The organism is Photorhabdus asymbiotica (genome assembly GCF_003634575.1).
In the GTDB taxonomy this organism is placed as follows: domain Bacteria; phylum Pseudomonadota; class Gammaproteobacteria; order Enterobacterales; family Enterobacteriaceae; genus Photorhabdus; species Photorhabdus asymbiotica.
In genome coordinates, this window is the sequence record NZ_RBLJ01000002.1 from 634,172 (window position 1) to 647,718 (window position 13,547).

Genomic DNA, 13,547 nt, shown 5'->3' on the forward strand with positions numbered 1-13,547 from the left:
CCACTCGCAATTAGCTCATCCAATTAGCCAGCCATTGCAAACCAAAAGCGCCTGGAGCCAACACCCCAAAAGACCAAATAAGTGCAGAACAGATATTAGCAATTTGGAAATAGCGCAATGGCATAGTACATATACCCGCCACCAATGGCACAATTGCACGGAATGGGCCAAAGAATCTCCCGAAGAAAATGCTCCAGATACCCCAACGATCAAAGAAATGATGTACTCGTGTTAGCAATTGTGGTTTGCGAGAAATCGGCCAAATTTTAACAACATCACCTTTAAAATAAGCACCAACAATATAGGATACCCAATCGCCGAAGAAGGCCCCTGCTGCTGCTGCCAACCACATTGGCCAAAAATTAAGGCCACTTTCACCTATTAATGCACCTAATCCGAGCAATATGATAGTTGCAGGTAGTAACAAAGAGAAAAAAGCTAAAGATTCACCCAAAGCGAGTAAGAAAATTATCGGTATGATCCAGGTATCATGGGCTTTAACAAAATCTATTACCAGATCAACTATTTCATGGAGGCTCAAATTCATATTCCTGTATTGATTAATACCACATTAAATTTAACTGCTGCCGTATTAACCAGAATTAAACCGATATCTTATTCAAGGAAATAATCTTGTAATTTCCTACGGGCTGCACAATCAAGGCCGAGATCTTTCTCCAGCCATACATCTACACTGCCATAATTCTGATTAATACTGTTTAGAGTCGTCATAAGAAATTCTTCTCTGACGGAATAGACATAAGCGAATTTTTCAACCACATTGTCACTCATGGTTTTCGCATGTTCATTCAACAAATACTCACGGTAAGGTGCCAACGTAGAGTTAGTCACCAAATAATCTTCCATTACCGTATCCAAATCAGCACCAAGTGCAAACAACACCAGTGCAGAACCTACGCCAGTTCTGTCTTTACCTACCGCACAATGTTGTATTATCCCGCCTTTTTCCGGCTGTTGCAGTAAGTTAACCAATGTCTTATAAGCGGGATTTTTTAAGGGCAATAATTCATAAAGACGGAACATAAATGCCTGTGGATTAAATTGTTCCAACATTTCTGACGCCAATTTTTCCAGATTAGCATTCACCTCCTCAGATAATGGATTAGCAGGGGCATGGTGATAATTAGCACCATTCCATATCTGATCAGGTTTATCCACTATCTCACTTATGTCACGATAATCTATAATTTGAAATAAGTTTTTATTTGCCAGGAAAGACTGATCTTTTTCTGTCAAACGATCTAGAGAACCAGAACGGAAAAGTAAACCTGATTTGATGTTCCCTCCACTGACTACAGTTTTACCACCTAAATCACGAAAATTAATCCCTCCATGGAGGGGAAGCGCCGATGGATGCAATAAGGATGTTGTAATCATGATTACTCTTAATTAGTTGTAGAATGTTAAGACATTAACAGATTTTTATCTAAAAAGAAGAGTGAGCCGGAATATTCCGGCCCCAAAGAATATGATTTACAACAGGCGGCGAGCAGCTTCTACTACGATCATCAATGCACTGCTCTCGGTTTTCTTTAGCAACTCAACATCAGGAATTTCCTGTTGAGTACGGTTGACAATGACACCAGCAACCATACCTGCACGTAGACCTTGGCTCGCGCACATAGTCAACAAAGTTGCAGACTCCATTTCATAGTTCATGACGCCCATTGCCTGCCATTCAGCCATTGACCCTTTGAAACGACTCACAACACGGCCAGAATAGGTATCATAACGTTCCTGTCCAGGATAGAAAGTATCTGAAGAAGCTGTTACGCCAACATGTGTCGTTGCACCTAAATCTTTTGCCGCTTCATACAACGCAGTTGTACATTCAAAATCTGCCACTGCCGGGAATTCCATCGGGGCAAAATGTAAGCTAGCACCATCCAAACGAACAGCTGCCGTGGTTACCAGTACATCACCAACATTAATATTTTCTTGAATTGCGCCTGTTGTACCAATACGCAGGAAAGTACGGACCCCCAATTGCGCTAATTCTTCAACAGCAATGGACGTTGATGGGCCACCGATACCTGTGGAACAAACAATAACTGCTTTGCCATCAATTTCTGCCCGCCAGGACGTGAATTCACGCAAAGAAGCAAGATGAACTGGGTTGTCCATTAATCTTGCAATTTTTTCCACACGTTTCGGATCACCCGGAACAATAGCTAAAGTCGCGCCTTGCAGGTCGCTTTTGGTCAGACCCAAGTGAAACACATCAGACATATCAGACTCCTCAACGGGAAGAATTTATAATGAAATTAATTGAAATCTACTGTATTGAGTATTTAGACATCTTTTAGTGATAAATATCACTTTAAAGTAAGATAAAAAAGAAAAACGTACATTATTTTGTGATTAAAATCACAAAATAATCATAAAACAAGAGAAAATGAGTGGGCCAACTATTACTGAAGACTCAAACAGGGTTGAATAACAATTGTAAATTTAACAAAAAAGCCGAATGTTTTCTCTCAACCATAAGCTACCTGAATACATTCACACCGGGAAACAACCAAAAATTGTTTAATTATATTTATACTTCAAACAACCCCAAGAAGAAAATATTCCCAAGTGGCTGATTTTATTTATTAATAGTAAAGAATAAAAAAAGTCTACTACACCCTCATTAGATATAAATTATTATCATCGTTAAAATTACCTAATATCATGTTTATAAACCCACAACACAATATACCCTTCATCCTTCAAGTTGCTGCTTTGTTGGCTGCTTTCACTCACCCCAGTCACAGAGTTATCTATGCTCCTGGGGATTCGTTCACTTGCCGCCGCGCTGCAACTTGAAATCTATTGGGTATACATTGGTTTTTTATTATCGTGAAAAATTAAAAAAACATATTTTATCTTCATATCTAATAAAATATTTTTCTTTATTATTTTCAATCATATCATGATTATATTTCCAATAAAAATGTAGCAATTGATAAATATAAATATCACAATCACTTTTTTATAGAATGCATATTGCTTGAACATATTAGAATTTTTCCAACATGTAGGAGTGCTATCTATGGTGACACAAAAAATAGTTTTAATTACCGGTTTTGATCCTTTCGACAATGAAACGACAAATCCGTCATGGGAAGCAGCCAAACAATTGCAGGGTCGCAGACTATGCGGAGCACGGGTCGAAGCTCGCCAGCTTCCATGCGTATTTGACGTTTCTCTAGCTTGTCTATACGCCGCGATTGAGGAAATACAACCTGATATAGTAATTTCAGTGGGACAAGCAGGTGGTAGACCCGATATTACCGTAGAACGTGTGGCAATTAATATCAATGATGCTCGCATTCCTGACAATCAAGGCAATAAACCTATTAATACCCCCATAGTCGTAACAGGCCCTGCGGCCTATTTCTCCACATTACCGATCAATGCGATAGTCAAAGGTTTACATGAAGCAGGAATTCCATCCTCAATTTCACAAACCGCGGGTACTTTTGTCTGTAATCATGTTATGTATGGCTTGCTGCATCATTTGGCACATACCAATCCTGAAATACGCGGTGGCTTTATCCATATCCCTTATCTACCTGAGCAGGCAGTGCGACACTCTGGCACACCGAGTATGTCTCTGGAAACAGTCATAACAGCATTAGAAATCGCCATTGATGAGGCGTTAAAAAACAGTGAAGATATCATCATCAGTGGAGGTGCAACTCATTAATTTGAGTTCCGTTCACACGGTTGAAAACTCTCCACGAAAATGACAGGCACAGAGAAACACGATCTACTGGATAATATTAACCAAACAGCAAAGATAATCCTCTCTGTGCCTGCACTATATCCTTATGTAAATATCAAGCATCTGATACTATTTTTAAGTTACTAATCAGCATACCATTTACATAGGTTACTTTATAATTTCGACTGTTATCACATTGGAATTTAGTTTATTCAACAAATTGGTCATACTGTATGGGAATATAAATCATCTTTAGTTATGAACTTAGATATATTTTCCAAGTCTATTGAAAGAATTATTTCACCTAGTATTCCACGGTTAATATCAGATTCGTCTATTTTTGTTACTTTTATTTCTGAAAGATGACCATTCATATTTTTAAAATAGTTATCCTCATGATTTTTTGTTCTGATTATCCTCCGTTTTGAATAAAGATCATATTTATAAACCTCTGTATTGATCTCTTCTGGAAAATACATTTGACCAACAAAAGCAAAATGCTCTTTGTCAGTCACATCTGTGCTCAACTTTCTGATGGCAATATGAATATGAGTCGCTCTACCAGCATAAAACCCAGGATAAATAGTCGTAAAATTAACTATCCCATTCTTATCCGATGGTTGAGCTCCTCTTAGAAAATTTTTATCATCAGTTCTATTGCTAGAACCTATTCCATCAACATTAGGTACGACATCGGGGCTGATATAACTCCAACCAGAATATTTTCCCCGACTATTACAATGCCAGATATCAACAAATAAACCCTCAACCGGTTTACATGTTTTTTTATCCATGACAGTAATTTTCAATAAAAAAGGTATTCCTAACTCTGAATCGGTAATATCCCTTCTTACAATTTTGTCATTGCGGAAATACGGCCCTGATATCTGCTCTGGCGCAAGCATACACACGCCTATTCCATGTTGTGGGGATAACTTTGCTTCCGCACGAGCTAAACTCATCGGGGCAAGTGCAACAGTCGCCGTAATAGCAGCGCTACTTTTTAAAAAATTTCTTCGAGAGCTACTTTTCTTACCTTGCAACTTATTAACATCCATATAATCCTCTCTTTAATTATTAAGTTTCTATTACAATGCTTCCATTTTGTTACTACCCGGGTTATTTTGTTAATAAAATGTACTTTTTCAAATACCAATATGGCATATATAAGTTACTAAAAGTTTGGTAACAGAAAAGGTTCCCGTTAAGCTGCATTGCTACGCGCTGTTGCAAAAAGAAAGATTATTTTACGAAAAATGCCCATCACCCATTAAGGGTGACAGGCAAATTGACTGGATTAGTTATTTCACTGATTCACGGAGGCGTTTCGCAGCCTGCACCATATTAGCCAATGACTGGCGAGTTTCAGTCCAACCACGGGTTTTCAAGCCACAATCCGGGTTAACCCACAAACGTTCCACTGGAATACGATCAGCCGCTTTACGTAACAGGGCTTCAATCCATTCAACACTGGGGACGTTAGGTGAATGAATATCATAAACACCTGGCCCAATCTCATTCGGATAAGAAAAGTTTTCGAATGAATCCAACAGTTCCATATCTGAACGGGAAGTTTCAATGGTAATCACGTCTGCATCCAATGCTGCGATGGAAGGCATGATGTCATTGAACTCGCAATAACACATATGAGTGTGAATCTGTGTGTCATCTTTAGCAATTGCAGCGCTCAATTTAAATGCTTCTACCGCCCAATCGAGATAAGACTGCCATTCTTCACGGCGCAACGGTAAACCTTCTCGCAATGCAGGCTCATCAATCTGGATGATACCAATGCCAGCTTCCTGCAAATCATCCACTTCGTCACGCAATGCCAATGCAATCTGCTTAGCAATCGTCTCACGGCTAACATCTTCTCTTGGGAATGACCAACAGAGAATAGTCACCGGCCCAGTTAACATTCCTTTAACAGGTTTCTCCGTCAATGATTGAGCATATTTAGCCCACTCCACAGTGATAGCCTCAGGACGGCTAACGTCACCAATAATCACTGGAGGCTTAACACAACGGGACCCATAGCTCTGAACCCAACCATTCTGCGTAAAGACAAAACCATCGAAATGTTCGCCAAAGTATTCCACCATGTCGTTACGCTCAGCTTCGCCATGAACCAATACATCTAATCCTAAACGTTCTTGTTCGTTAATTGCCTGTTTAATATGTTCACAGATATTGGTTCGATAGTTAGCACCATCTACCCGGCCTTTTTTGAAGTCCAGACGCAAGCCACGGATTTCCGTTGTTTGCGGGAATGATCCAATTGTTGTTGTCGGCCACAATGGCAAGTTATAGCGCTGACGCTGTATTTCTGCACGCTGTGGATATGGCTGATTACGCTCACTATCCTGTGGATTAATTGCCGCAAGTCGCTCAGTAACAGCCTGATTATTCACCCGTTTAGATTCACGGCGGGCACGGATCGGCGTACTGTAAACATCCAACTCTGCTTGTTTACTGCCTTCTGGCTGATTTAATACCGCAGCCAGCAGGGCCAACTCTTCACATTTCTGCAATGCGAACGCAAACCAGCTTTTCACCTCTGCATCAAGCTCTATCTCATCATTCAAATCGATAGGACTGTGCAGAAGAGAACAAGAAGAACCAATCCACAGTGTACGGCTACCTACCAATGGTTTAATCAGCTGATATTTAGCGGTTAAATCAGCTCGCCATACATTACGACCATTAATCACCCCAAGGGAAAGCACCCATTCTTTTGGCAATGACTCATTCAGCTGCTTAATATCATCCTGACCAGCAACCAGATCCACATGTAGCCCTTGTACTGGCAAGGATTTGATCGTTTCTAGATTGTGACCAACGCTGTCAAAATAGGTAGTCAACAATAACTTAACCTGCCCCTGAAGTGCCTGATAAGCAACCGGATAAGCGGCCAGCCACTCTGCGGGTAATTCCAGTACCAGAGCCGGTTCATCAATCTGCACCCATTCGATACCACGTCTAGCTAGCTCAGCTAATACTTGCTGATAAACAGGAAGAATATCTTTCAATAAAGAGAGACGATCAAATGCCTGACCTTTCACCTTACCCAACCACAGGTAAGTTACCGGCCCCAGTAAAACTGGTTTCACTTGATGACCCAAGGCCAACGCTTCATCCACTTCTTCTAGTAACTGAGTCCAACTCAGTTTAAATTCCTGTCCTTGCTGGAATTCTGGCACGATATAATGGTAATTAGTATTAAACCACTTAGTCATCTCTGCGGCAGCGGCAGGTTCACCCGTCGGTGCACGACCACGGGCAATACGGAACAGTGTATCCAGATTAATCGAACCATCTGGATTCTGGTGACGTGGTGGCACATTGCCGAGCAGTAAGCTGGTTGTCAAAACATGATCATACCAAGCAAAATCACCAACCGGCACTAAATCAACACCAGCCTGCTTCTGTTGTTCCCAGTGACGGGCACGTAACTCACGGCCAGTTTCCAATAATTCTTGCTGGGAAATTTTCCCCGCCCAATAGTTTTCCTGAGCCTTTTTAAGTTCTCTTTTCAAACCGATACGTGGAAAGCCAAGTGTGTGATTAATAATCGTCATTTCATTATCCCGTCATTTTTAGCCGTCTAGATGTTTACACATCCATAATCAACAGGTAAGGTATAAACCACAAGCGCAATTTATTCATTATCATCCTGAAGGTTTCTCATGATCGAAATAAAACATCTAAAAACATTACAATCATTGAGTCATTGTGGTTCATTAGCAGCAGCAGCCAATCACCTGCATCAGACACAGTCTGCTTTGTCTCATCAATTCAGTGATCTTGAACATCGCCTTGGTTTCCGGCTGTTCATTCGTAAAAGTCAGCCACTTCGTTTCACGCCACAGGGTGAGATCTTATTACGGCTGGCAGAACAAGTTCTTCCTCTGGTGCAAAGTGCACTCCGCGAATGCAAGGAACCAGGCCAGACAAACCTACGTATCGCAATTGAGTGCCACAGCTGTATTCAATGGCTAACCCCCGCACTCAAACATTTCCGCGAAACTTGGCCACAGGTCAATGTAGATTTCAAATCTGGTGTCACTTTTGATCCACAGCCTGCACTACAAAAACGGGAACTGGACGTGGTTCTCACATCAGATATTCTCACTGACAGCAACTTGTACTACACACCGCTATTTGATTATGAAGTCAAACTGGTTGTAGCACCGGATCACCCTCTGGCAAATAAGCTGCATATCCAACCAAATGATTTAATTGATGAGACGTTGATGATTTATCCCGTTCAACGTCAACGATTTGATATCTGGCGGCGTTTCCTACAACCAGCCGGTGTTATTCCCACACTGAAAAATGTAGATAATACGTTGTTGCTCATTCAGATGGTTGCCGCCCGCATGGGGATCGCGGCTTTGCCACATTGGGTCGTTGAATCATTTGAAAGGCAAGGATTAGTGGTAACTAAAACGCTAGGAGATGGTTTATGGAGCAGACTATACGCAGCTGTCCGGGATGGTGAGCAGCGACAGCCTGAAACTGAGGCGTTTATTCGTTCTGCGCGCCAACATGCGATGAAGAATCTGCCATTTGTGCAAGGAATTCCAAGATCAAGCACGGATGAAACCAGAACAACGCAACCAGAAAACTCCCTCCAATGGTAAATTTATCAGCCATTCCACCGGAACCAACATATTTTCCATTATTAGCGGAGAAGGTTCCGGTATTTACGGCGGGAAAATCAATACCACCGGCCAGACATGAGCAAATATCACAAATCCGCTATCAACCTGACAGGCGAGATATTCACCTATCAGGCTGAATAAAGCGGCTCACAATATTGTTATCGTGGCAACCCACAAATTACAGGATATCAGTGCTCTTTCTTCACCAGTAGAGCTTCCAGTAAATCCAAATCACGCAGCAAGGTCTGAAGTGTCTCGTTACTGATCTTTCGGGTTGCACGTAGATGATATAACTCACCACGTTCTGCCCTTAATGCAGTCAGACGAAAACGACGTTCCAAATCTTCCACCAGCAGGTTATGTTCTATCTCATCCTGTCCCACAGTACGACGACGCAAATGACCAATTACCCTAGAAGCAACTTCAGTAATAACTTCAGCATCCAGTTGCTCTTCAGTGCTGGCTGAAAGACGTTCTTCCATCTTATTCATACTGACAATCGCCACTTCCGCCATGGCTGCCCGAGCCATTCTTACTTCACTGATATCGGCCTCTTTATCAGAAATTTGAATTCCCCGTAACAGGAATGGCAAAGAGATAACCCCGATTAACAACGAGAGCAGGATAACCCCAGCAGCAATAAAGATAAGCTGATAACGTGCCGGGAATGGGGTGCCATCCGTCAGAAACAGAGGGACAGACAACGCACCGGCAAGTGTGATTGCACCACGAACCCCGGCAAAAGATGCCAACCACAATTCACGGGTGGTATAAGTCGCAAAATTCAGTGGATTTTTTTTCATAAAGGCTTTGCTGATATTCTTCATCAGCCATAACCAACAGAAGCGCAGTAGTAGAAGCGCAACATAAATCACTGCAACTGCGGCGAACAGCATCCAGGTCTCAACTGTCGGATCAAGTTCTGCCTGTACGACAGAAGTTTCCCAGATCCCGGGTAATTGCAGACCTAACATGATAAATACCAAGCCGTTAAATACGAACTCTAGCATTGACCAGACACTATCAGCACGCAAACGCATCGCCAACGGCGCATTACGGATCACCCCAGATTTACTGATAGTCATACCCGCAGCGACCGCAGCCAAGATACCTGAAACACCAATATGTTCTGCAATCAAATAAGAAGCAAACGGCAACAGCAACATAAAAACAATTTGCGTTGCTGGATCGCCACCACTCCAACGGTTCATCAAACGCAAAGATTTACTGTACAACCAGGTCACTGCAATACCAGATAACAAACCACCAATAGCAACTTTAAAAAATTCAATGGTCATGCCGGTAACAGTAAATACCATCGTTCCCATCGCTATCGCTACTGCAAACTTTAAAGCCACCAGACCGGAAGCATCGTTCATCAACGCTTCCCCTTCCATCACACTCATCATACGCTTAGGCATACGCCCTTTTCCAACAATGGATGATAAAGCCACTGCATCCGTTGGTGATAGCACAGCAGCAAGAGCAAAAGCGGCAATTAATGGAATGCCTGGCATCAGCCAGTAAATCAGATAACCAATACCAACAACAGTAACCAGAACCAGTACCAACATTAATATGAAAATTTCCCTTCCATGCTGGAAAAACTCTCTGGTTGGCGTTTTCCAGCCATCAACGAATAACAGAGGAGGAATTAGCAAAACGAGAAATAGTTCGGGATTAAAAGTAACATGTAAGCCAAAATGTGGCCAAGCCAGTAATGCCCCCATGGCAATTTGCATTAATGGCAAAGGTATACGGAACGGAATCACCTTAGTCAAAACGCCAGAAACTGAAACCACCAAAATCAAGATCAGAATAGTAAAGAATATTTCCATGTTGCCCTTACAATTTACCTGAGAACCATTGGTATATAGATTGAGACTTTTTCTTTCCGTCAAAACAAAAACAGTGAGAATAAATCTTAATACTAAAATAACTGAATCAATCGAAAAAGGTGGATACATGCTGAGCCGTATCCAAAAGAATTGCAGGAATATTGTAAACTAATCAGATAAATAGCGGGGAAATAATTGAGCATTTAAAAGTAATCGCAAGAAACGGCAAAGTGCGCAGGCACAGACACCCCTTACGCACTTTTTAATCAATCAAATAGCCCAATCACCAGCATAAAATGCTACCAAAGCGATCGTAATCACCACTGTCCCCATATTCAATTTACGCCATTCACCGGAACAGATACGACCAACCACCAAAGAGCTGAAGCCCAGCATAATACCAGTTACAATATTGCAGGTCAGAACAATAAAGACTGCACAGAGCATACCGGACATCGCCCCAACAAAATCATTGAAATCCAGTTTCCTGATATTACTCAACATCAGCAGACCAACATACATCAACGCCGGTGCAGTCGCGTATGCCGGTACAAGATATGAAAGTGGAGAAAAGAACAAAATCAACAAGAACAGGATACCGACAACGGTTGCGGTTAAACCTGTTTTACCGCCTGCTGCGGTACCCGCGGCTGATTCAATATATACCGCAGCCGGAGAAGCACCGATAGCACCGGCAAAAATACTACTGACAGAATCGGCAGTCAGCGCTTTACTACCGTTAATAATCTGCCCGCCTTTATCCAACAGATTCCCTTGCCCTGCTACTGCACGGATGGTACCGGTCGCATCAAATACGGCGGTCATTACCAACGCTAACACACTAGGTAATACAATTGGCTGTAAAGCCCCCATAACATCCATACTAAAAATCAGGGACAGTCCATCATCTCCCAGACTCGGTACTTTAAAGAACCCTTGATATTTCACCGCTGGATCAAAAATCAACCCAATAACAGAAATCACAACAATCACCCACACCACACCACCGGGGACTTTCAATTTTTCCAGTCCGAAAATCACAGACAGCCCAAGCAAAGTCATCATAACTGGAAAAGAGGTGAACGAACCCAAAGCAACAGGCAAACCTTCCAACGGATTTTTAATGACCAGACCAACGCCGTTTGACGCAATCAGTAACAAAAACAACCCAATACCAATCCCTGCGCCATGCGCAATACCCATAGGTATATTGCGTAAAATCCAGGAACGAATACCAGTAACAGAAATCACCGTAAACAAGCACCCCATCAGGAATACGGCACCGAGTGCAACTGGAATACTGATTTGCTGTCCTAAAACCAAACTAAACGCGGTAAATGCAGTCAATGAAATTGCACAACCAATTGCCATTGGCAAGTTAGCCCAAAGTCCCATTAACAAAGAACCAAAACCGGCAACCAAACAAGTCGCAATAAAGATAGCAGTATGGGGAAACCCTGCCTGCCCTAACATCCCTGGTACAACGATGACTGAATAAACCATCGCCAGGAAAGTTGTAAGCCCAGCCAGAATTTCACGGCGTATCGTTGTGCCACGTTCAGTCAATTGAAAATACTTATCCAGTCTGCATTTAACTGGTGCCTGAGTGCCAGACATATTGTTCCCCTGCATTATGTTCATGGTACTTCTTCCAGTTCCTAATCAAACGAAAACGATGACTTCACTTAATAACAATTAATGAATATTGCACCAATCGGTTCAACAAATCATAAAAGCAATCGTTTGGCTTTTAGAATAGAGAACAGTGAAAGAATTTAAGGCGAAAGATTATCCAGTGATCATAGTGTCGAAATCAATAGCTAACGATATTATTTGAAGCTCAATTTATTCACTCTTCGAAAAGACTCGGTGCTGTCTGCTGCTCATAACCAGCGTCTATAACTGTAACAATCTTCAGTCATGCTCACTCTGTGAATTAAAGCGATCCATTGTCGAAACCAGAAATAATGCCGCAATGATCACAAGCAGAATAGGTAAACCCGATGGTGTCACTGAACTTGCTACACCAGCAAACAACGGGCCAAACAAACTCCCGATACCCCACAACATAGCTGCCGCAGCATTAGCAACGATCAACTCATTCCCTGAAAAATACTGACCTATTTGGACCAATGCGATGGTGTAAATAGCCCCCGCAGTTGCCCCCAAAGCAATCAGCAGAGGCCAGATAAGATACTGATGTGTCATAACAAATGGCAGCAATGCGCTTGCTCCGAGCGTTGCCACACCGCAAATACGGTACAAACGCATACGATTCATATGATCCGCCAGCCAACCAAATGGGAACTGCATCAATGAATCACCAGCAAGAATAACGCTTATCATCAGCGCAGCTACCGCTTCGGTATACCCGCAACTCATTCCGTAGATGGGTAACATAGAAAGGATGGTGCCGTCGAAAAAGGAAAAAAACAGCACACCACCACAGATCGCCGGCGCAACTCTCACAAATTGAACAATAGAAAAATTGGATTTCTTGCTATGTTTCGGCAACTTATCGCCTTTACTTTGATCTACCATGACAAAAAGCACCAGCGAAAAGATATGGATCAGAGTACAAATCAATATCGGCGCATTATCTTCAACGCCATAAAGCGCAATAATAGAAGGGCCAAGCAACTGACTGACAGTAAAGACTGTCGTATAAACAGCCAATACCCGGCCCCGCTTATTCTCTTCAGAAAGTTCATTAATCCAGGTTTCACCCAAACAAATCATTAACCCATTAGCAGCACCAGTAATTAGCCGCAGAGGAAAAAGTAGCTCCATCGGCAACGAACCCAAAAGAGGAAGCAGACTGACAGCAGAAACCCCTGTTGCAATCATCATGGCGTGTTTCTTACCAACCAGAGCCACAATTCTCTGGACTACCGGGGCACTCAAAAAAACACCCAATGCAGGGGCCGCAGAAATTAACCCAATATAAAGTTCATCAACACCTTGGCTATTTAAACGTAACGCTATCATTGGGATAGTCAAACCAATGACAATGCCAATAACCGCGATACTAGTGGTAATAGTAAAAATGGCAAAAAAATTATTACTTCTATAATCACGAACATTCATTTTATTTATGCCTATCTAGCAAAAACAAAGAGAATAAATATGAAAAAAACAGAAAACAACAAATTAATGAAATAATACGAAACATATTAATTATTATTAGTTACTATACCCAATAGATTTCGAGTTGCAGCGCGGCGGCAAGTGAATGAATCCCCAGGAGCATAGATAACGATGTGACTGGGGTGAGTGAAAGCAGCCAACAAAGCAGCAACTTGAAGGATGAAGGGT

Annotated in this window: 11 protein-coding genes; 3 read left to right on the forward strand and 8 right to left on the reverse strand. The window is 42.0% G+C overall.

Annotated features, from left to right (window positions below; translation table 11 throughout):
• Positions 1 to 10: 10 nt before the first annotated feature.
• From BDD30_RS09685 to udp, 3 genes are all read right to left on the reverse strand, one after another.
• The gene (locus BDD30_RS09685) at positions 11 to 547 is read right to left on the reverse strand and encodes a DedA family protein (protein ID WP_015835967.1); all 537 of its coding nucleotides are present in this window, start codon (positions 545 to 547) and stop codon (positions 11 to 13) included.
• Between the two features lie 68 nt (positions 548 to 615).
• Entirely contained in the window at positions 616 to 1,398 is a 783-nt protein-coding gene (locus BDD30_RS09690; protein ID WP_015835968.1) for a tyrosine-protein phosphatase, read from the reverse strand.
• Positions 1,399 to 1,494: 96 nt separating this feature from the next.
• Complete coding sequence (gene udp / locus BDD30_RS09695) at positions 1,495 to 2,250, reverse strand: uridine phosphorylase (protein ID WP_015835969.1); 756 nt, start codon at positions 2,248 to 2,250, stop codon at positions 1,495 to 1,497.
• 805 nt (positions 2,251 to 3,055) lie between these two features.
• Here udp and pcp point away from each other — a divergent pair.
• Entirely contained in the window at positions 3,056 to 3,712 is a 657-nt protein-coding gene (gene pcp / locus BDD30_RS09700; RefSeq protein WP_015835970.1) for a pyroglutamyl-peptidase I, read from the forward strand.
• Positions 3,713 to 3,954: 242 nt separating this feature from the next.
• On the opposite strand, the gene BDD30_RS09705 is transcribed toward pcp, so the two are convergent.
• Together BDD30_RS09705 and metE are read right to left on the reverse strand one after the other, a co-directional pair.
• Positions 3,955 to 4,788: a dioxygenase family protein gene (locus tag BDD30_RS09705; RefSeq protein WP_015835971.1), complete on the reverse strand. Its 834-nt coding sequence runs from the start codon at positions 4,786 to 4,788 to the stop codon at positions 3,955 to 3,957.
• A 243-nt stretch (positions 4,789 to 5,031) separates the two neighbouring features.
• A complete protein-coding gene (gene metE, locus BDD30_RS09710) occupies positions 5,032 to 7,308 on the reverse strand; it encodes a 5-methyltetrahydropteroyltriglutamate--homocysteine S-methyltransferase (RefSeq protein WP_015835972.1) in 2,277 nt (758 codons plus the stop codon).
• 108 nt (positions 7,309 to 7,416) lie between these two features.
• Between metE and metR the strand changes: the two genes are divergently transcribed.
• Together metR and BDD30_RS23560 are read left to right on the forward strand one after the other, a co-directional pair.
• Positions 7,417 to 8,373, forward strand: a complete 957-nt coding sequence (gene metR, locus BDD30_RS09715) for an HTH-type transcriptional regulator MetR (protein WP_015835973.1) — start codon at positions 7,417 to 7,419, stop codon at positions 8,371 to 8,373.
• Positions 8,367 to 8,531, forward strand: a complete 165-nt coding sequence (locus tag BDD30_RS23560) for a hypothetical protein (protein WP_158307082.1) — start codon at positions 8,367 to 8,369, stop codon at positions 8,529 to 8,531. Before metR ends, BDD30_RS23560 begins: the two co-directional genes overlap by 7 nt.
• A 51-nt stretch (positions 8,532 to 8,582) precedes the next feature.
• Here BDD30_RS23560 and BDD30_RS09720 read toward each other — a convergent pair whose 3' ends face one another.
• From BDD30_RS09720 to BDD30_RS09730, 3 genes are all read right to left on the reverse strand, one after another.
• Entirely contained in the window at positions 8,583 to 10,232 is a 1,650-nt protein-coding gene (locus BDD30_RS09720) for a Na+/H+ antiporter (RefSeq protein WP_015835974.1), read from the reverse strand.
• Positions 10,233 to 10,502: 270 nt separating this feature from the next.
• Positions 10,503 to 11,849, reverse strand: a complete 1,347-nt coding sequence (locus tag BDD30_RS09725) for an NCS2 family permease (protein ID WP_041382479.1) — start codon at positions 11,847 to 11,849, stop codon at positions 10,503 to 10,505.
• 297 nt (positions 11,850 to 12,146) lie between these two features.
• On the reverse strand, positions 12,147 to 13,319 hold the full coding sequence (locus BDD30_RS09730; RefSeq protein WP_015835976.1) for an MFS transporter: 1,173 nt from the start codon (positions 13,317 to 13,319) through the stop codon (positions 12,147 to 12,149).
• Between the last annotated feature and the right edge of the window lie 228 nt (positions 13,320 to 13,547).